This is a genomic window from Enterobacter sp. WCHEn045836 (assembly GCF_003965585.1).
GTDB lineage: Bacteria > Pseudomonadota > Gammaproteobacteria > Enterobacterales > Enterobacteriaceae > Enterobacter > Enterobacter dissolvens.
Genome location: NZ_RXPT01000005.1, coordinates 250,469 through 271,207, shown reverse-complemented (window position 1 = coordinate 271,207; position 20,739 = coordinate 250,469). Strand labels below are relative to the sequence as shown.

The 20,739-nt window shown below is 48.4% G+C and carries 11 protein-coding genes, 1 tRNA gene and 1 pseudogene; 3 read left to right on the top strand and 10 right to left on the bottom strand.

Going from position 1 to position 20,739, the window contains the following annotated elements:
- Positions 1 to 211 precede the first annotated feature (211 nt).
- The 4 genes and pseudogenes from EKN38_RS25750 to EKN38_RS09000 all read right to left on the bottom strand — a co-directional run bounded on the left by EKN38_RS25750 (position 212) and on the right by EKN38_RS09000 (position 4,434).
- Positions 212 to 1,729: an OmpA family protein gene (locus tag EKN38_RS25750; protein ID WP_185812837.1), complete on the bottom strand. Its 1,518-nt coding sequence runs from the start codon at positions 1,727 to 1,729 to the stop codon at positions 212 to 214.
- A gap of 178 nt (positions 1,730 to 1,907) precedes the next feature.
- Positions 1,908 to 2,726: pseudogene (gene tssC, locus EKN38_RS09010) on the bottom strand (type VI secretion system contractile sheath large subunit); the annotation flags it as partial.
- A 32-nt stretch (positions 2,727 to 2,758) separates the two neighbouring features.
- On the bottom strand, positions 2,759 to 3,259 hold the full coding sequence (gene tssB / locus EKN38_RS09005) for a type VI secretion system contractile sheath small subunit (protein ID WP_014830481.1): 501 nt from the start codon (positions 3,257 to 3,259) through the stop codon (positions 2,759 to 2,761).
- Between the two features lie 704 nt (positions 3,260 to 3,963).
- Entirely contained in the window at positions 3,964 to 4,434 is a 471-nt protein-coding gene (locus EKN38_RS09000; RefSeq protein ID WP_014830480.1) for a SymE family type I addiction module toxin, read from the bottom strand.
- A 449-nt stretch (positions 4,435 to 4,883) separates the two neighbouring features.
- Here EKN38_RS09000 and EKN38_RS08995 point away from each other — a divergent pair, with 449 nt between their 5' ends.
- A complete protein-coding gene (locus EKN38_RS08995) occupies positions 4,884 to 5,897 on the top strand; it encodes an HNH endonuclease domain-containing protein (RefSeq protein WP_014830479.1) in 1,014 nt (337 codons plus the stop codon).
- Entirely contained in the window at positions 5,897 to 6,496 is a 600-nt protein-coding gene (locus EKN38_RS08990; protein WP_014830478.1) for a class I SAM-dependent methyltransferase, read from the top strand. Before EKN38_RS08995 ends, EKN38_RS08990 begins: the two co-directional genes overlap by 1 nt.
- A 188-nt stretch (positions 6,497 to 6,684) precedes the next feature.
- On the opposite strand, the gene EKN38_RS08985 is transcribed toward EKN38_RS08990, so the two are convergent.
- From EKN38_RS08985 to EKN38_RS08965, 5 genes are all read right to left on the bottom strand, one after another.
- Entirely contained in the window at positions 6,685 to 6,909 is a 225-nt protein-coding gene (locus tag EKN38_RS08985; protein WP_227009530.1) for a hypothetical protein, read from the bottom strand.
- A gap of 208 nt (positions 6,910 to 7,117) precedes the next feature.
- Entirely contained in the window at positions 7,118 to 12,955 is a 5,838-nt protein-coding gene (locus tag EKN38_RS08980; RefSeq protein ID WP_126521999.1) for a DEAD/DEAH box helicase, read from the bottom strand.
- Positions 12,956 to 12,993: 38 nt separating this feature from the next.
- The gene (locus EKN38_RS08975) at positions 12,994 to 15,066 is read right to left on the bottom strand and encodes a hypothetical protein (protein ID WP_014830475.1); all 2,073 of its coding nucleotides are present in this window, start codon (positions 15,064 to 15,066) and stop codon (positions 12,994 to 12,996) included.
- A gap of 21 nt (positions 15,067 to 15,087) precedes the next feature.
- Entirely contained in the window at positions 15,088 to 17,640 is a 2,553-nt protein-coding gene (locus tag EKN38_RS08970; protein WP_014830474.1) for a hypothetical protein, read from the bottom strand.
- Positions 17,637 to 18,872 (bottom strand): DNA cytosine methyltransferase, encoded by a 1,236-nt coding sequence (locus EKN38_RS08965; protein WP_014830473.1) that lies wholly within the window; start codon positions 18,870 to 18,872, stop codon positions 17,637 to 17,639. The genes EKN38_RS08970 and EKN38_RS08965 overlap by 4 nt, the downstream gene beginning before the upstream one ends.
- Before the next feature lie 279 nt (positions 18,873 to 19,151).
- Here EKN38_RS08965 and EKN38_RS08960 point away from each other — a divergent pair, with 279 nt between their 5' ends.
- The gene (locus EKN38_RS08960; RefSeq protein ID WP_014830472.1) at positions 19,152 to 20,159 is read left to right on the top strand and encodes a DUF4917 family protein; all 1,008 of its coding nucleotides are present in this window, start codon (positions 19,152 to 19,154) and stop codon (positions 20,157 to 20,159) included.
- Between the two features lie 459 nt (positions 20,160 to 20,618).
- On the opposite strand, the gene EKN38_RS08955 is transcribed toward EKN38_RS08960, so the two are convergent.
- Positions 20,619 to 20,703 (bottom strand) — tRNA-Leu (locus EKN38_RS08955).
- Between the last annotated feature and the right edge of the window lie 36 nt (positions 20,704 to 20,739).

Here is a 20,739-nt window from a genome sequence, read left to right as displayed (position 1 = left end):
TTTGCCTAATAAGCTCCAGTAGTTTCCGTTTATCATTACAGCCTCCCTTCATTACCCCCACAAATACCGCAATAAGTGCCACCTTATTAACCCATCAATAAGTTGATGTATTTTGGTTTTATGCCAGGCTTTTTGAGCGAATAATAATGCCTGACTCTGGGGCAATTTCCCTTTCAGCGTGATGATGAAAAAGGACGATGATATGAACACCCTACACGCATTTCCCTGGCAGCAGGTTGTCAGCGCTCAGGGCTACACGGCGGAATCGAAAGACCGTGTGGCCACTGACCACGATCAGCCAGCCGGGTTTCGCCTTAATGCCGACCAGCGCGTTCACCAGTACTTTTGTGGAGCCGGGTTTAAGTTCGGCTTTGCCGGAGTCAAACAGTGAGAGGCTGTCCAGGCGGACGGTCTTCGGCCCCTGCACCATCTTATTAATGACCGGGCGAGGAGGAGGTGGTGGCGCCCAGTCACTGAGCGCAGCCTCCACCGGCGGGATCAGACGCAGCCCCTGATACAGGCCCAGCCCGTACCGCAGCGGCGCACCGCGACGTAGCCAGTCATCCAGCAGGTTACTGTCCGCTTTGAGGCGCTGTTGTGCCTGCGCCTTCGGTGCAGGAGATATCCCATCCAGGCGATGGTAAAGCGCCAGATGATCACCGACGCTGTTGAGCAGCCGCTGGTTATTAATAAAGGAGGCCAGCATTGCCAGCAGCAGAAACAGGCCTGCAATCATTCCGGCCTGACGCCAGCGTTGCTGGCTGCGGCTGAGTCCACGGCGGCGCGACAGCCCCACCAGCAGAATATCCGGCAGGGGCAATGTCGCCGCCTGCATGCCGGCCGACGGCGGCAGGGTCGTGAGGGCCGTGATATGCTGCTGCCACAGGTTGTCCGCTTTTGCCGCCACCGGGGTCAGGCAGAATCCTGCGGCTACGGGAGGCAGTGCAGGCAAATCGCCCTGGCGGGTATTAAGCTGCGCGCCCACCGCACGGTCGTACCATGCCTGCATGGCATCCAGCCAGAAGGCCTCTCCCAGGCGTGACAGCCGGTCTCCAGCAGGGCTTTCCCGTAGCCAGTCGCTCACGGGGATCGCCCCCAAAGCCGGCAGACGCACCCGGACACCCGGCAGGTCCGGCGTTACGGTAAACCAGCGGACAGGTATGTCATCCTCTGAGGCATCCGGCCGGGACGGCCCTGAAACCATCAGGGTCACCAGCACTGGCGGCAGGCCGTTCAGCCACGGGCGACACTGCGCCACCGCCCGTTGCCAGGTCCGCAGCCACTGCCCGAACGCGTCATCCGAGGTATGACGCTCCGGCAGAAGGCCCAGCATAACGGCCACCTGTGGGACAAGTGCGGGGCGCACGGTCGCCAGCTGTTCTGCCAGAACAGGGAGTTGCTCCGGATTCTCTACCGGCAGATACCAGCCCGAAGGTGTTTCCCGGAATGGCTGACCCGATTCAGACCAGGCCGTAGCATCACCGATAATGAACAGCACACTGCCCTGATAATCCTCCGGAGGCAGGTGGTCAGCACTGAAACGACTCAGGGCATCACGACGGGACTGCCGCTGATGCCACTGACGCCACAGCACAAGACCCGCAGCCGTGACAACCAGCAGACAGAGTATCCACCGGGTTGTGACCGACAGCGGCCAGAAGCCGAGGATCAGCCACAGGCTTAAAAACAGAGCCAGCAGCGTCAGCAGAAGACGGGAACGCTCGTGCATGTTCATCCCAGCCCCGTAATCTGCGCTACCTGCCCGGCCAGCAAGGATGAGAGCACAAACCAGACTACCGCCAGCGCCACGATCCCCGCGCCCCATGACAGCCAGTACATCCTCCGCCCGGTTCGACGCCCGGCAGCCCGGACCACCACTGGCGCATCCTGACTGAGGGCGAATGGCGGTAAGGCAGACGTCCCAGCACGCGGGGCATCACCAGACCGATATAGCGGGCGTCATCCGTCTCACGGAAGGATTTCCATTTGATATATTCCGCGCGGTCAAAGTAGTTGCCGATATCCTTGATGGCAGCCACCTGCTCCATATTTTCCTTGAGGAAAAATTTCGGCCCGGCAGAGCCAATAAACGGCATATGGGCTGACGCCGATACTTTGGAGATATTGCGCATCAGCGCCACATCCTGCGGGCTGGCGTCGAATTCATACGCGGAGATCACCGCCCCGATCGGTTCACCGCCAGGGGTGTCGTATTCTGCGATATAGGTGTGTGTGTACAGTCCGCTCTGGATAATTTCCGGAGAATCTTCAAAATCCTGGCGCAGGTCTTCTTTGGAGACATCAAGGATTTCGGTTTTGACGTTCTGGCGATAATCGGTGTTGTCCACCAGGTGCTTCAGACCACGCCACAGCCCCTCAACCCGCTGAAATTCAGGGTTGTGCATCACGGCATCCAGCTGGCGGCTAATCTGGTAGTCCAGCGTGGCAATATGATGGTCAATCAGGGTTTTATCCAGCTTCTCAATTTTTGCACCTGATTTACTCAGGCATTCCAGGAACACCTGCATCCCGGCAGTCAGACGCTCGTCAGCGCTCGCATCAGACATGGCCTGCGCATCCTGCCAGATATCCAGCGCGCTCAGTTCAGAAACCGGGCTGAGATTGATTTTCTCAAACAGGGAAGCATAAACACCGCCCGTCTGCGGGCGTTCCAGCACAACACTTTCGCCCGTAACGGCATTTTGATTTTCTACAGACATCAGCATTTCCTCATTAATCCGTTAATTCATTGCGACCGTTACGGCTGTTTCGGTGCCAGAGCAGACAATTCATCGCGCAGTTCGCGGCTGAGCGCCGGGTCAAGCAGGATTTTTTCCAGCTCTTTTCGGAAGCCCTGGTTATCCAGCAGATTCGCTTTCAAATCGCGAAGCAAATTGCGCATGGCGAGCATGGCCTTCAGTTGGGGGATCTGGCGCGCGACCTCTTCTGGCGTAAAGTCCTTGATGTCGCGAAATGTCAGGCTGATATTCTCTTCGCTGCCATCACCCGCCAGTGTATTTTCAACAGTGAGATTCACTTTCGGGGAATATTCGGAAAGCACTGCATTAAAGTTATTTTTGTTTACATCGATTTTTTCACGCTCTGATAACGGTCTTTGTTCTGCACCATTACTGAAATCGCCAGTCACCAGCAATTTAAGCGGCAATTCAACTTTCTTCTGGGCTCCCCCGGTATGTAAATCCAGTTTTAAATTAACGCGCGCCTTCGGAATCTCATTCTGGAAGCTTTTCTCGCTCATAAATCCCTCTTATCACCACTGTGTGAAAGTTTCCTGACTACATTTCTTTACACGCGGATAATAGGGTAAATGGCTGAACAAAATCAAATACGCAGATCTTTGTTTTTCAACAGGAAAATTCTTAAGAATATTCCTTCAGACAACAGGAATTAATCCGAAAAAATAAAAACAAGGGGCACCAGAAAGCTCGCAAAATCCTCCAGATTTTGTTTAATTCCCAGAACAACTATCCAAAGAAGATGAAAAATGCAGTCGCTCGGCAATTAAATTTGTAAAACGCGCTAAAAGTTGATCCATCTCAACGTGGTAATGTTTTGCAATCAATTAGAGAAATATCTCAATAAATTACGCCAACGAATAACCCTTAAATACCACCGCACCGCCAGACGCCATGCACGAGTGCGATGTAAAGCGTAATACTTTTGTCCATTTCTGGACTGGACGTGAAAAGGGCGATTAAAAATCGAGAAGTGTGAAGTCAATCACAAACATAAGATCACCCCCATATTTTGCAATGCAGAAAAATCCGGGCAAACATGCCCCCTCATATCAATGAACAGCACCTCAACTGTTGGACACCCAACTGAGTAAGGTGCAGATTCATCCATCGTAGCAGGATGCCCGGACCGGATTGATAACAGCATTTACCGAAGAGCATTCCTTGCCTGTCAGTATGAGGGGCAAAAAATTATTTTCTCTAAACGTTACGCTTTCGTCTGCCCATTCCCACGCTTTATCACCGGTATATCCCCCGTATCATTCAACGCCCCCGGAAATGTTTTTAACCACTGCGCAACTTTCTGTTTATTTATATTCACCACGCTCATACCCTCCAGGCATCCCCATAATTCTCTTGTATGCTGCGGTGTAATCACAATGCAGTCTTTCATGGCGCGGATTTTCACGGGCATACCGTTGATAAAGCCCGCACGGGTTAACCAGTCTCCGCCCAGAAGAAGGTATTTCATGTCTATGCGTGCATACAGTTCGCAGCAAGCGGCACTGTCTTGCGGCGTTTCGGCGCGGGGATGAACGGGCGCCGCGTTGGGTGGATTGCCATGAAGGCGGCGGGCGCTGTTTTTGCGTACCAGCTCGCGGTTTTTAATCATGCCGGTGAAAGCGTCTGATTCTGTTTTGCAAACAGTAAACTCTGGCTTAAAATTCGTCGCAGCCATTTTCAACTCCTTTTCAGTTGCTGGTGGTTAGCGGTATGGGGGTGTTGCAGCACCTTCATATCGCGAATTCCTCGTTAAATTTTCTTTGATACTTCCTTTTGCCGTTCGGCGTAATTTCTGGGGCTCATTATACAGGGCTGAATATAAATACAGCGGTTTGGTGTGGGGTAAATTTGGGATTTGCGAGGGGGATTCAGGAAATAGGGTTTTAATTCGAGAAATTACAACGCTTCGGCTGGAAACCTGTTCAACTCACCTCTTCCAGATATCTGTTCGTTCGCAAACCTGGCGCTAATACCGCATCGGTTGCCTCCACACCTTTATCTCAGACCTCTCAAAAATTCATCAAACCTATAGATTAACGATTTACATCATCCTGATTTTGTTATGTGATCCTGTTACAGGCTTTAGTAACGCCCTGCCCAGCCAACCGTAACAGGACTTCATCGATGGAATTTTATCAGGCCGATCCAACGCTTGAGAACTACTGGCGTGGTGTGATCCTCTTTGGAAGGAACGTCGCATCTTACAAGTTCGCGCTGGCGTCAGCGTTGTATGAAGTGGATAAGACGGGCAGCGATTTGATTACGCTCGACCAGCTTGCCGTGCCGTTCAGCCGCTATCTTTGCGAACATCTGAAGCATGCGCCAAAACAGATCACCTCCCGTAGCAGTCAATTTCTGGAAACCTGTCTGAAGTTCAACAGAGGCGAAATCACCCACGCCCAGCTTATTGAAGCAACGGTGCGCCTTGGCTTTAACAACGTGATCGATGCCTTTCATTACGTGAACCAGGGCGAGATCGATAAACGCTTTTTCCTTGATGAGCGCAAAACCCACAACGGGATCCGCCTGACGGATAACTTCTTTTTACTGGGCGAACGCCTGCAGTATAAAAACCTCGCCTTTGAAACCAATGCCCGCTGGAACCTGGTGGAACAGGCCTGGTCGATGGGGATTTCGCGTAACCTTGTGGGCGTGGAGTTTGACGAAGATAATCAGCTGCTGTTCACGAGGGTGAATGCGCGTCGCGTAGACATCACCAGCTGCCGCGACAGCCTGAATGGTTACCAGAAAGGACGGTGTTTTTACTGCTTTAAACCCATCAGTCTGGTACCGGGAGACGCAGAACTGGCGGACGTCGACCACTTTATTCCCTGGGCTGCCCGCCATGAAGTGAGCAATATTAACGGCGTATGGAACTTAGTGCTGGCCTGTCGATGTTGTAACCGTGGCGTTGAAGGCAAATCTGCACGCATTCCCGAGCTCAGGCTCCTGCAGCGGTTACACACCCGCAATGAGTATTTTATTCAGAGCAAACTGCCGTTACATGAGACGATTGTTCTACAGACAGGGCAACGTCCTGAAGCACGGAGAAGCTTTCTTCAGCATAACTGGCAGGCCGCGCTGGACAAACTTATCCATACCTGGAAACCCAACGCGGAAGGCGAGGCAACGTTTTAATGACACTTCACTACTATCAGAACCACGCACAGGATTTCTTCGATGGCACGGTCAATGTCGATATGACCACGCTCTACGACGCCTTCACCCAACATCTGCCTCACGGTGCCCGGGTTCTGGATGCGGGCTGCGGTTCAGGACGAGACGCAAAAGCCTTTCATGAGATGGGTTATCAGGTGGATGCTTTTGATGCCTCTTCCGCGATGGTGGAGCTGGCAAAGCAACATACCGGGTTACCCGTGCAGTTGATGACCTTTTCAGAGATCGCCGGTAAAGCGCAGTACGATGGGATCTGGTGTTGTGCCTCTTTGCTGCATGTCCCCTCTTCTGAGTTGCCTGCGGTAATGCAGAAGCTTGCGGATGCGCTTAAGCCTGGCGGCGTCTGGTACGTGTCCTTTAAGTATGGCAACGGTGAGCGCGTGCAGGGTGAAAGACGGTTTACGGATCTGGATGAAGAGGGGGTGCGGGAGTTGCTGAGGGCGGTTCCGAGCGTATATATAAATAAACTGTGGACCACAAAGGATAATCGTCCAGAGAGGTATGAAATATGGTTGAATGTAATATTAAGTAAAAGTACCTTTTTAAGAAGATCTTCTTAAATTTTTGGAAAAAACATTACTGATTTTGGGCTGAGATGATCAAAGTGGTATGCTTAGCGGATCTTAACCATATCATTACAACACTGATATGGTTATCGACGAAAATTTTAATGAGGATGGCGCTTTTCAGTAAAGATGAACAAGATAACCATGACAGCGATAAAAGCATTAGTACTAAACTTACTATTTCATGCTAATTCCCAAGGTAAATCCCTACGGTTAAATACTGGTTTGAGAACACCCTCATTTCTCAATTGTTGAGCTGCCCAACGGATGTCATATTGCCACGTATATAATATATCCCCAGCATCCTTTAACTCTTTTTCATAATTATCCCATACATATTTTGAGACTTCCCGCGGCCAAGCACTTCCACCCCGCCCCTGAAGACACTCAATGATCCATTGTTTCATTCTATCCCTTGTTACCATCATAACTCCTTATCTTTACCCATTAATCAATACACATTTACACTAACATCATCAATTTCAGATACAAGACAAATTGGCTCAAGCACTTAATGTTTCCTTGAGATAAAAGAGGAGGACAGCGCTTTCGGATACGAAAGCGCCTTAAGCCAAAAAACATCAACCGGTAAATAGCAGCATGATTGTTAACATTTTAACTCCGTTTAAGGTTCGCCAGCGCACGCAGCGGCCGTCTTTCCAGTTCAAACGTATTAATGAACAGAAGAGGCGACTCCCCGTCAGCCAATCCAAAAGAATTAATCAGTGCATCGCGTTTGTCATCTCTCCATTGCCATAAAGGATGCGTTACGGCCGCTCTCCAAAGCTCTTTCCCGTCCTGCATTTCGATAAGCACAGGTAACGAATAATCTTTTAACAATTTGATTGTTGCTGGTCGTAGAGCCTCTACGTCTTCCGCTAATTGGAACGCTCTTTCTCTCCATCCTTTCATCTCTGGCTGATTCCAGTCTGCGGCATTCAGACCACATGCGAATTTGGGCATAACCATCGCCCGTAGATAGGCCATACCTAAACGCCAGTCGAGCAAGCCGTGATATTGCCGATTGCCATAGCGCTGTATGCACTTGTAACACGCGGTTTGGCATTGAATCGGGTGATCTTTGTTTAAAAAATCAATCATCGGCCAGTTGTCATTCTCTTCGAGAATCTCATGTAATAACTTGACTATCAGCGGTAAGCCGTCTGCAGTTGCTGGTTCGGCAAGCCGTCTGCATAATCCTGAGCCGTTGATTAACGCGTCGACGATTTGCAATCTGGGTTTACCAAGATGCAGTCGGGGTTCAAGCATTTCAAATTCATCTGGCGAAACATCGAGATAGAGTGCTGCCTTATGAGTTAAGATCTGGGTCGCGCTGATAGCCGCCGCGCGCGTAGGCAAATTCATGTACTCGCCGTATCTGGCGACCATATCCAGATTAAGGCGAGTATTGAATTCTGTTATTTCAAGATGAAGAGACTCCGTCTCTTTACTTGATACAAGCCCAAAGCTTTTTTTCTCGCCACGAAACTGCCAGCGCGGGTTATTGTGCGATTTTAGCCAGTCTGAGTCGATAGCCTGATCGCCTTTAACTGACGGGCAATAAGTTGAAAAGGGCATTGGTGCTTTTTGATCGTACACCAAGTCAACATTAAATCGTTCGCCTTCCTTTTCCCCATTAATGGGACCATCGTTGAGCCGTAGAATGGTCACTTCGCCGCGTTGAACAGTGAAGGAATCGCATTTTGTTGGAACGCCTTCATGTAACACTGTCGCTGTGGTTTTCAACGACATGCGGATAAAATTTTCCATATCGTCTTTGGGTTTGAAATCCGTACGAAAAGCGGCTGGCGTGATATAAAGCCTGAATTCGTCAGGACTGATAGGCGTGCAGCAATCCTCGCAATTAATGTTGTTTTCAGGTTTATGTAGCTCTAGCTTGGCGGAACCACATGCCGGGCAAACTGCTACATGGCTACAAGACTCCAGCCACGAGCCCACCGTCGAGAGATCCGATATGCGATTGTTCTGGACCTGCGGCTCTTGGTAATTACCTGTGAAGCCTATTACCTCATGCTTTTTCTTATCCTTGATTAATACTGAGCCTGGAGCATACTCGAAAACTGCGAGATCAAGATCGCGATCCATCGTCGACCATTCGTATTCTTCTTGTGCATTCAGACCTTTTGTTTTACGCAATCCCAAATAAAGGTTGCGCACCCGAGTCGGCATTCCATACATCGGCAATTTACCATGTTCGGCCAGGAAACGTGCAAGCCCCATATCCTCTTCAGGGATATAAATTTTCAGCTCAGCGATTTCATCAATTATTTTCCCCGCATTTAACAATAAATTAAGCCGTTGTTTTTGCTCTGGATCGAACGTTGCTGCGTTAATAAAGCGATCACATATATTCTGCGTTGCTTTCAACGCTCCCAGCAATCGTTCAGCCCAATTAGTTTCATCGCTATGATAGTAATCATGCGTAGATACATATTCGCCATGAATATCAGGCGGAACGAGTTTATCCCCAGGGAAAGCTGTACCGTTTTTATGATCCTCTTCACGTAAAAGATTAAATGCAGCTCTAAGCCATACTTTCCGCATAAGTCTTAATGGAATGGCATCATGATCTACCGCCAGAAAAGGTGGCGGCGGTGGATCTCCGGTGATCGCATGAGGATGAGCGAAATAGTAAGCATCATGAGTTCGTCCGCGACAAAATGTGATAACGAAAGAAAAAGCTTGGCCACGTCGCCCAGCTCGACCGACGCGCTGCTGGTAGTTAAACCGCTGAGGTGGCATGTTGGCTTGATAAACCGACTGAAGTGAACCGATATCAATTCCGACTTCCATTGTCGTGGTAACGGCGAGCATGTCTATTTCCGAATCAAGCTTTTCAAGTTCACTCATCTTATCGACAAAAATCCCCTTGAACTTACGCAAACGATCGGAGAAATCATCCGTCTGTCCCGTTAATTCTTCGACGTTCAGCCGGAAACGTTTAACTCCATCTCGCTCTCCACGTACAATGCGCTTACCGAGAAAGTTTTCCTCCCAAAGATCTTCGACAATTCCGCTAGGTTCAAGGTCGAGTTCATTCACACAACGGGTACAATATTTAAATCCTAGATGTAAGTGAATTCGCCCACAATTTGCACATTGCCAGTAATGATCGCCTGGTTTACTTATTTTGAGGAACAACTTACCGATATTGATTAGTCCTGCTTTATGATCAAGCAGAGAAAGTTTATTTAAGATGCTCGTTAAACCATCTTGATACCCGCCATCACCGAACAAGGCTCTGGCGACGCGCTTAACCTTCTCTTTTTCAACATCTTTCCCAACATACCAATCACGTGTACGACTTGCATCGAAATATTTATTCTCTTTAATACGATAGGCACCTGAAAATACCCTTAGCCAGGCATCAATTTCCGGCATATCATCTTTATCTGAGATGCACGGGTATGCCAGCCCTGTTTCTTCCAGAGCGAAAAAAGTATTGGCAAAAATAACATCATCTATCAATTCAGATTGATCGTAGGATATTTTTGTTTTTATTTTCATTCGTTCATGAGCAGGAAGCCTTTCACTGAACCTAATATCCCCTCCTTCTTTTATGAAATTTGTATGCCAAACAGAATTATCATTCTCATCTGAATTAGAACGATATTTATAGGGCGATATACCTAGCCCGACGAGCTCAGACGTGATTCTTCCGATTGAGTCACCTTCAGACTCAAGTAATTTGTCGATTTTTATCCGTCGATATTTACAAAGCTCAGTAATTCCATCTTGGCTTTTTTGAAGGTCATGCAGTCTGATATACTCATCGTAATCTCCAGATTGTTTGGCTTTGGCTTTCCAGTCTTCAATATCCTCGTCTGAAATATACCTCCTTTCAGCCTCGTTAATCATTGCTCTGGAAGCGGCAACCAAAATTTCCCTGCGTAAATCGCGTAAGTGCAACCGTTCGATTTCCAGCGCCATTGATGCCGCATCCTGTCGACTGTCGGAGAAAACGATACTCTTTGCTTCCGCGCCGATTGCATGGAGTAATTCAAATAGCTCAGTTGCTACCAGTTGGGATGATTTCGTCACACCAGTGCGAAATGCGCGAATGGGCGATCTGGAACGATTGCTGGCAGGTCGACTGGAATAGTCAATCCCACAGTTAGGGCAGCAGAAAGGCTGAGCAGAAGGATTCTTCGCTGGCTCGCCTTTTTTAGGTTTAACAGGATTTTGGAAATAGAGATACCCGCGAACCGCATCAGTATTCGTCGATGTTTCCTGCCCAATGGTCACAATGCCTGTAACAGGATTAAGCGCCGCTTTTTCCCAGACATCCCACCCTTTTTCGCAGCCTATAGGAGGCCGCCCGGCTATATCGACAGGCCAAAAAACCGCAAACTCCTCCAGCGTCATATCATCGTAATATTCAGCACCGGGACGTTCGGGAAGATTTTCCAGATTGGTCGCCGAAGGTAATAATTCGATTGTTTTACCGTGATTCTGCCCCTTCTGACCACCGAGCAGTAAATCACCGCATGCTTCGCAGTATAGCATTTCAAATAAACGACGACCGCGATCTCTACCCGGGGCCGAAGGCGCGTGAGACAGGCCTCGTTCCATACAAAAATCAGCAAATTTTGCCTTTTGTTCTCCCGGTGCTACGGAGGCGAAGAAACCTTCAATATTTCTGACGAATGTATGTACGCGAAAAGCTGGTGTGACGTTCGCGAGTTGCTCACAATCCATCCCGGATTCCGGCAGTGCGCGTACCAGCATTAATCCGCGTAATGCTAATTCCAATTCATCTTGTTTATCCGTCTCTTCCTTCAGAAAAATCTTATCAATGATGAGTCCCGGCGGCATCGCTCGCGGCGACTCGCTGCCTTCTTCAATGCAAGCGTTGGTCAGCAGGGCAGCTGCTTTTTCCGCTGCTTGTTTAATGCCTTGCACATCATTTTGTGCTTTCACGCCCAAAGCTTGGAAGACATTTGACAAAGCTTTACTAAGCGCGTCCGTCATGTTCAGATTGCGAACAACATTTCCCTGCCCCTCAAGGGCAACACGCATCAATGCGGCGAAAGGCCGCACGGCGATTTTTCCTTCTGGTTTCGATGGTATATAAGGTTTTCCCTGAATGACGCAGTTACGCCAAAAATCAGGCTCATCGCTACCGGGATCGAAAGAATCGCGGCAAGTACCGAAGGGCGAAAATAGATCGCGTAGGTATTTCCGTGATTGCTCTCCATCGACACCTTCCATCGGCAGTGATGCTGAAGACGCGAGTAAACGCAGTTTGTAACGATGTTTCGGGTCGTCAAGCCCGAGTCTTACAATCAGCGACTTAATCAACATCGCGGTTTCAGTTCCAGCGGAACCACGTAATAAATGCAGCTCGTCAAATACCAAATAGAAGTATGCGTCGTTGTTATTCATCAACCATTCGCGAGTAGCATCAAATATACCGTCTTCAACTTCGCGCGAAAGCATTGCCCCTAGCATTGAGGCGTTAGTGACGAGAACGTCAGGTGGGGCAGCCTGCATATCCCAGCGAGACATCATTTCCCCACCGTCTGTCGAAGGGAATATATATCGGGTCTTTTCCGAAGGGTTTTCTTTTTCGTCGAATGCGCGCGCAGCCTGCTGATCGCTATCAATTCGCTTCAACGCCTTACGTAATTTTTCAAGATTACGAGCACGGCGACTTTTTTCCGATTTGACTCCGGAAAGACGTGGGTGGTTGGCATAGCCAGTAATTGGTGTTGCGCTAGTATATTGCCCAAAGAAAATTCGATTCCTAGCGAAGCGATGCTCCATCACTTTCCGCGCGTTATCTGAATCTAATGTTTTACGTAAACGCGCCATTTGATCTTCAACCAGAGCGTTCATCGGGTACAGCACCAGCGCTCTGACTGCCGCCTGACGTTTTTCTCCTTCGCGACGAGAAACCCAGCTTGTTTTTTCATCGTTCCACCATCGATTTTGCAGATAACCGTCGCAAGGGGCCGCCCAGCTAACAGCTTCATTCGATAGTGCGGCCAGTATAGGCAACATAAAACTTTCCGTTTTTCCTGAACCTGTTCCCGATGTAACAATACCGGGGCAACCAGGAGAAATACCACGCTCCAGCATTTGAGTCTGGTGGCTATATGGCGCATGGACCGAACGACGCGGCCAGACTTCATCACCAGGTTTTGAATCGAACAGGCCGGATAACGCTAATTCGACGAACGCCTTACGGCCTTTGTGAGATAAACTATTTAGCGGCCCACCTTCCATCTCGGCCAGAGCTTCAAGCGTTTTATCAGAAGACTCATATCGTAAAACAGGCTCAATGTAGGGCTCCGCAGCAAATTCTCCACTGCTATTCAAAAGATTACGTCTTGAGGCCGAAACTGAAGGATCGGCAATACGAAAGCTGGTTTCTATATATGAAATGAAGAAATCCTGAATACGGCGAAAGCCGCCAATAGGGTCTAACATGATTTCCTTCTCCTGTAATTTATTGAGCGTACATTTCGTTATTCTTTAATTTCGGCGTATAAATCTATTAAATTTTCCTGATACATCGATTTGTTTTGAGCATCAAGCAGCCCGACTTCATGCGCTGTTCTCATCGCCCGTAGTGTATATGCCAGATCCAAACGTCCAGCTGACATTTCATCCGCAATAGCGAGTCTGTCCGGGAGAGAGCCTTGCGATGCCGGGCCGGGATCCAGCTCGCTATGATTTTCTGAAGAAAGATGTAAAGGGGATAACCCAATCGCATTCCGAATGACAACATTTTCCATTCGCAGGCGAAGATGTTGTTCCTTCATTTTCTCCGTTTCTTCACAATCTTCGTTTTCAATCGTGCCGCAAATCAGAAAGCGTCGGGGGAAATCACCACCGTACAATTGTTCTTTCAGTGCTGGCAACCAGAAACGCGCAGCGGAACATTCGACACGCTCAATGACGGCGAGGATCGTTCTGGGATAAGAAGACTCGCTCAACAATAACCCCTGGTAAAGCGGCGTCGCCAGATGATTTCCTGCACGAACCCAAAGATCCCCGCAGGAAATCATCGTCGGATCGGCAACCAATCGGATGGAGCGGCCTGAAGAAATTAGCGATTCGGCAATAGCAAGGAAGTCTTGTGTTTCTGGGCCATATAGCAACGGACACTCACCAGCCAACATCAACGCAAGAAATTGCGTCATGAGTATCTTTCCATCGGGTGTCAGTAACTTGTTCTCTCTAACGCTATGACCGAATTCTTCACAGGATATTACTCTTGCTTGCGCTGGAAGGCGTACTTCGGGGATTGCTGAGTAAGCCATTCGACGAGCCTTCTCGGCAATGGCGATATCCATTTTTTCGAGTTCATTTTTTGCCTGAGCAGTACATTCTTTGACATCGGTTAAAGATGCCAAACATGCTTTATGCTCGCTGATCAGGGTAGTGAGTATCTGTTGCTGATTTGCGTTCTGAGCACATAACTCAGCGCAAGCGTCTTTCAAACGGCTAATTTCGTTTTCAAGATACTCTTTTTCCTGTTTGAGCGTTCGTTCTAAGTCCGCTTGCTTTTTTGCAAAATCAATCTGCAGTTTTTCTTCTTCGAGCTGTCGTAATTGTGCAATATCCTCTTCAAGCTCGCATTTCCTTGTCTTCTCAAAAACAGACATTTCCGTTTCAATAACTTCACGACGTCGCAGTCGTTCAGTAGAAAACTCTTTATCAAGCGACCTATACTGTTCGGCACGCAACGCGACTCGCTCTTCTTCCGCGATTTTTTGTATCTGATGCTCGAGAAGCTGGGCGATATACTGGTCCTTCAAGACGGCTTCTGTAAACTGACGAGTCAACGAATCCTCTTCTTCCAGTTTCTTAGCCAACTCTCCTGCCCGGAGCGTTTGAGCTGCAGCCAGAAGGTCATTGACTCCGGAAGTTAATTTTCCGTTTTGCTCATTTGTGTGCACCCGAAGCCATGAAGCAATTGCTGCTGTCGAATCAGCGCAGGAAAGTATTTGAATAACGTTTTCGATGTACTGCTTATCCGGCGTCCAGTCATGGATATAAGCAGGTGACGCATCGACATCAGGCATATAAAACAATTTTCCGCTTTCAGATATGCCAGATACGGAAATTACGACACCTCCATGAAAATCATATTCATATACGTTCTGGCTTTTAGACAGGATCAGACAACCTGATTTCGACTCAGCTAGATTTGCTAAAATCAGGCCATCCGCGCCAAAACGAATAGCCCATAATCCCGGCTCGCCATCTGTTGTTATACCATCGAAACTCAGTTGGCGACGCGTTTCCAATAGTGTCTGGCCAGAAGATAAATCATAATAAGGATAAATACGGCGGGCATGTTTCGCCTGTGCTCTGTTGCGAGTGCCAGGCCCAACATGAAAAGCGGCCCAATCTCCCTTACGAAGCGACAAAGCCTCAGCCTCGTTAAACTCAACTTCTCCCGTGCGAGGAAACAGTTTCTTAGGGTTATCGATCGAACGCCAACCAACAGGCGTTTCCTGTGCAATAGCTTTAAGGTAAGACTGATAATTTCTGCGATCAAATTGACCAAGATACCAAGGGATTTTGCCCATATTTAATTTTCCTTATTATCCCTACGTCAGCTTTAGCTGACCATTTCGCCATATCAGACGCACTTTTCCCCCGGAATGGCGACTGGCGGTGTTTATGCTGCTCAAATCACCCTCGCCATTTGGAGAAAGGGAACAGAAACATCCCGGTAGCAGTGACTCTAACCAGAGGAAAGAGACATCATCAACAGGATATGCGTAGCCGGAGTCAAACGGACCTCCGTTTCTAAGCGTATAACGCCGTATTCCCGCAGCTAGTGCGTCGGGAAGGCCGCAATCATTGATAAGACATAGCAGATGATTTTTGGTGACGCGTTCAAAAATGGGTTCCCGATTTTTTGCGCCAGCGGCGATAATAGCTGCAGTTCTAGAAAGATAATGTGTTGTTTTTCTTCCGGAAACAACTCGATAGATATCATGATCCCGTCCGCCAGGATGAATATGAAGTGACAGCGAAGCAGACTCTTTATCCTTGGAACCATGCTGCTGAAATCTTCCTGAACGCCAGTTCCAGATCGCCACTGACTCGTGTAATTCAGCGGCGCGTTCCGTTGTGACCAGTGAAAGAGGTAATGTATCGGGTGATGATGGGATTTCGATAAGCGGCCATCCTAGACGCTGGGATAACGAATCCGGATTAGCGAGTGCGGCCCCAAATACAGGGGGCGACCAGAGGCTTACGCCGCGACGACGGAAACTTTCTCCGCCCAGTCCGGCGACCGCTTTTTTAAAATCATCGATCAGACTGGCACAGACCGCACCTTCCACAACCACAAGAGAATCTTCTCCATTGCGAATATGAAGCAATGAAGGTTTAACCAGCGTCCATGCCCGACCTTTCCACCCAGAACGCAGGCGTGGCTCGATCAGACCTGCATTTTGTAAACAACGAATCAAATGCCATACGTTGATATTACCGTCCACATGTCTGAGAAGCGCAAATAACTCAGCTTCTTCCCAACCGCTGGCTCCGCTGGCGTAAATCACCTCCAAAAGATGATCGCAGCATTCTTCGCTATCTTCCCACTGAAATTTTTCTTCGAAATTAAACGCCGGCACCTTAAGTGAAGACGTCGACCAGTCACAAAACGGCTCAAACCGGTATCTTGCGCTTTCGCCTAAAGTCGGGTGCGGTACGGCACGAGTGAAAAAACGCGCGCGCCGGCGCCACGGCGGCGTTTTCTCACCTGTATCAAGGGTTGGCTCGATGAAAATTTCACCGTTAAGCGGTACAGAAGAAATCAAACGACCATCTATTACAGAAACGTTTGTCCTTGCATCAACATTCCCGGATGCATATATTCTGTAGCTTCGCGTATCTGACTCAACAAAAGGCAAAAATGCAGGTAATCCTAGCCATCCGCCAGGGACGCGTATTCCCCCATATAGCTGAGGGCGGATAACGTCGTCATCCTGAATACTCGAAGAGGAGCTTATTGAGCGGAATATATCCACCGCTGAAAATCTGTTCAGCGCCTGCGCCGTTAAAATCCACTCGTCTTCTGTAATATATCCATTAAGGCGCTTACTTATTTGTACAGAGTGTTTACTGGATAAAGCGATATGAAAACGTTGAGAATCTACGTCGGGGGACGATGTCGCTCTCCAGCGCCCGTGCCCGATTTCATAAAAAAAGAGTAAGCCAACCTGCGTTGCTTTCCCCAGATTTCCGCTGTTTGCGGCGTCGCGAGCGATAAGGGCTTCGGATAACGTAGAATGAAAAACCCTTTCGTCACTCTCGCCTGCGACGCTGAAATAGCACCGCGAACCGTCGAAGTCGAGGTACATATCAATGATAGTTTGGTGAGTCATTACACAGGACGATATCTGCACTGCTCGTTGGCGCAAGCGCCAGAAGGGCATATCGAACAGTGCGCGACGTCCCAATAACCACGCGTCTCTGAATTCAGTGAAAGCCTCCTTCAGCGCATGAGAAACACCCTGTCTTTGAATAAAAATTTGAAAGTACTCGATTAACTGGCGCGGGTTAGCGGCGGCTTGCGGATAGCTCTCAAGACATTCGCTCATCAGCCGCAGATCGGCTTTATTCGGGAATGCTAGTCGCAAGGTGTGACCGATCTGGACCCAGCCATCCCGTGGCGGCAAGATAAGACGCCTGTAGGGTTCGCCTTCCTGAATACGGTGCCTAAGCCATTCGGCCAATGCCTCCCACATCTTGTTAATGCCGGATAAGTTTTGAAAACTATGAGTGACCTGCAGCCAGTTCTGTAATTTCAGGCGAAAATCATTACGTTCGTCCTGCGCGTCGAATTGACTGCTGATAAGCAGCGTCATGATAAGATAAGTAAAATATCCGGGCGATCGACGAGTCGACTTTTCCATCATACCGCTTTCCAGGCGCTGCGGCAGATCCCGTATTTTCGACATACATTTTCGAAACGCTTCTTCAGCTTCATCCTCGCTAACCCCGCTTTCGGCGAATGCCGCCGCGAGCGTCGCCGGCGTAACTTCAAACCAGCGAATATCCTGCGCGTCGCCGTCAGCGCGGAACCGGAGAAAATAATCAATCAGTTTACTTTCCCAACCATCAGGCGTAACGGGCGACGTCCAATTCATTCGCGAATATCCTCCGTTCGATGGGTACTAGTTCGGACAGCCATAGCCAGTGGCTCCAAAATACGCTCGGCCAGAAAACGGACGGAAGGAACGGCGAGGCCGTCACCGATCACTTTAAACGCCGATTGATAAGCCGCCGGAAGAATAAAATCATCCGGCAAACCCATCAACGCCGCCGCTTCTTTGACCGATAACAAACGCGTTTTTACCTGGTTGCCCTTAACAACAATAATACGCGGACGTGAAGCCCCGCCTTTTGGTGTTCTAAGACAACCAAGAACGGGCGAGAACGTAATTTCGGTCCGTTGCCTGTTGACACCTTTTTCTTTGCGCATGCGTAAATAAAGGCTGCCTACAATTGCCACGCCAGATGCCTGCGCCTTCGCCAGACGCGACAGATTCGCCGGTGCCATCATACCGATCAGCCGTTGTGTTTCATCGAAAGAATGCCAAAGCGCGTTATCATCCTCAAAATCAATTAAGTCATCTAATTCCTTCGTTCTTGCTCCTGGCATATTGCCTGGCGACCACCAGACCCAGTCATTGCGGTCATCCTTTATAAGCGCTTCGCAGGCTCGAATGAGCGAAGGAGAATGCCATTGCGGCAAAGGTTCTTCTGAAACCAAACATTCGGGAATGGAAACATGGCGACTAATCGCCACAAGAAATACGCGGGGCCTGGACTGTGGAAGAAAATGCTTCGCATCAATGATCATTGCGCCATATCGGTAGCCAGTTTTACTTAACTGATGACATATAGCAGCGAAATGGCTACCTTGATTCAGCGTTAGCAACCCAAGAACATTTTCAAGAACAAGAATCGGCGGCTTACGGTTTTCCTCGCTGAGCCTGCTTATTAAATCGAGGAACGGCCATACTGCGCCGGAACGCGTGGTCTCATCCGCGCTGGAATCTCTTTCGCCAATCCCCAGGCCATTGCCGGCCAGCGATAAATCCTGGCAGGGAAATGAGGCCCAGCTTAAATCGGCATGAAGTGGCAGTTCATCGGGGGCTACTTCGCGTACATCGCGCATGTCGAAATGTTCGTCGCCCCAGTTGTCGATGTATGTCGATGCTTTTACCGGGTCCATATCGTTGGCAAACAGACATTGCCAATGTTTTCCCAGCCCAGCCCTGGCCATACCGCCCCCCGCAAAAAACTCATAGAAACTGAATCCCGCTTCGTGAAGTTCCGTTAAATGATTGTCTCTCGTGACGGCTTTAGTGCTCATGACCTGACCATACAATAGTATTCCTTAATCGGGGCATCGATCATTTTCCTGAAAGGGATATTCTTATCTAGATAGTCTATAAAATCATGAAGATAATATCTATATGGATAAATGTGCTGGCTATGTAGCAAAGTATTGAAACTGACTGAAAAAAAAGACAATTCTCCCCTTCAGTTAGTGAGATTGTTGAAATGATGACGAAAAAATTCAAACAGTTAGACTTGCGCTGTAAAATGTTTGTTATTTAAAAAAAATTCACTATCGGAGAGGATAGCTAAAATGTCGTTTTCCATTCTTCCTTGGTCTGAGCTAGCACCACAATACGATGGGACTATTTTACTGGGCAACGGCGCAAGCATCGCCGTTAGTCCTCGTTTTGCATATGGATCTCTGTTCGAACATGTAACGCAAAGAGAGAGCCTAGAGGCAGATGTACGCAGACTTTTTGACTTTTTTAAAACTAAAGATTTCGAACTTATTCTGCGTATTGTTTGGCAGGCGTCTAACGTCAATAAATCTTTAGAAATTGAGGATGCCCGCACCCATGAGGCCTACCTCCGAATCCGTGAATCCCTCATTGAGGCTGTAAGGGATGTGCATCCTGAGCATGATGAAATTAATGAACAACTGCCATATATTTACGAGTTTCTAAAAAACTTCAACACGGTTATTTCGCTTAACTATGACCTGATCGTCTACTGGGCAATGACATATGGCTTGGATATCAAAGATCATCATCGATTTAAGGACTGCTTTCTTGCCAGAGGTCTTTTTGAGCAGGATTGGCAGCGGTTAAGAGGAATGCTTGGAGATGAACGGTCTAATACGCTTGTTTTTTATCCGCATGGCAGTCTCATATTGTGTCGAAATCGCATTGAACAGGAGAGTAAAATTCATATCCAGAAGGCGGGTTTACTTGAGTCGATTCTGAAACGTTGGCAAAGCGAGGAAGTCGTTCCGCTGTTTGTGAGCGAAGGGACACATGAACAAAAAGTAAACTCGATTCAGAGCAGTTTCTATCTATCAACGGTTTACCGGGAAGTTCTCGCAGAACAACGTGAGAATCTTGTGATTTTAGGCTGGGGAATGGGCGAGCATGATATACATCTGCTAAAACGAATGGCAGGAACGGGTATAAAGCGAGTCGCGGTATCTGTTTTCAGAAGAGACCAAGCATATTGCAATAGAGCTAATCAATTAATCAAAGATAATCTTGGGCAAAAAACTATGATAGAGTTTTTTGACACTGAAAGTCCGGGCTGCTGGAATCAGCTACCAGAAATTTGATGAGGGGCTCTAACGGTTAACAATGTGGGGACATAGTTCAGGCGGCGCGTTATTAGCGCTATGTTCTTTTAACTATTTAATTAGAATAAATTTCTCATTTTCTCATTTGGATAGTTCAGTAATTCGTTATGAACATCCCGACACTGGATGGGTAGTAATTTCACTTTTGCTTACCCTGAGCTTTCGTTAAGCCAGTCCCCTTAAGTTCAGAACCGCAAGCTCAATTGGACTGACCTCACCTTGGTAACAATCAGGGCCATGATGGCATTCCTTCCATATGCTGCCGTGAGTATATAAGCATTATCGAACCAGCATATATTCGGCTCTATACTCACAAGCTTGTTGATGTAGAGTAACTCAGATTGACGTCGGTTGACTGAAAAGCGGGGCGAAGCCTTGCGGACACTGGATTTTAGAAACAAAAAAAGCCGCCCTTAAGCGACTTTGATTTGCATCTTTTGGTGCCGAAGGCCGGACTCGAACCGGCACGTATTTCTACGGTTGATTTTGAATCAACTGCGTCTACCGATTTCGCCACTTCGGCACTGAAGGGGATGCGGAAACGTTGTGGATTATACCT

Coding starts and splice junctions, on each gene's coding strand:
- EKN38_RS25750 (WP_185812837.1), bottom strand. CDS start 1,729: ATGCACGAGCGTTCCCGTCTTCTGCTGACGCTGCTGGCTCTGTTTTTA.
- tssB (WP_014830481.1), bottom strand. CDS start 3,259: ATGAGCGAGAAAAGCTTCCAGAATGAGATTCCGAAGGCGCGCGTTAAT.
- EKN38_RS09000 (WP_014830480.1), bottom strand. CDS start 4,434: ATGGCTGCGACGAATTTTAAGCCAGAGTTTACTGTTTGCAAAACAGAA.
- EKN38_RS08995 (WP_014830479.1), top strand. CDS start 4,884: ATGGAATTTTATCAGGCCGATCCAACGCTTGAGAACTACTGGCGTGGT.
- EKN38_RS08990 (WP_014830478.1), top strand. CDS start 5,897: ATGACACTTCACTACTATCAGAACCACGCACAGGATTTCTTCGATGGC.
- EKN38_RS08985 (WP_227009530.1), bottom strand. CDS start 6,909: ATGAAACAATGGATCATTGAGTGTCTTCAGGGGCGGGGTGGAAGTGCT.
- EKN38_RS08980 (WP_126521999.1), bottom strand. CDS start 12,955: ATGTTAGACCCTATTGGCGGCTTTCGCCGTATTCAGGATTTCTTCATT.
- EKN38_RS08975 (WP_014830475.1), bottom strand. CDS start 15,066: ATGGGCAAAATCCCTTGGTATCTTGGTCAATTTGATCGCAGAAATTAT.
- EKN38_RS08970 (WP_014830474.1), bottom strand. CDS start 17,640: ATGAATTGGACGTCGCCCGTTACGCCTGATGGTTGGGAAAGTAAACTG.
- EKN38_RS08965 (WP_014830473.1), bottom strand. CDS start 18,872: ATGAGCACTAAAGCCGTCACGAGAGACAATCATTTAACGGAACTTCAC.
- EKN38_RS08960 (WP_014830472.1), top strand. CDS start 19,152: ATGTCGTTTTCCATTCTTCCTTGGTCTGAGCTAGCACCACAATACGAT.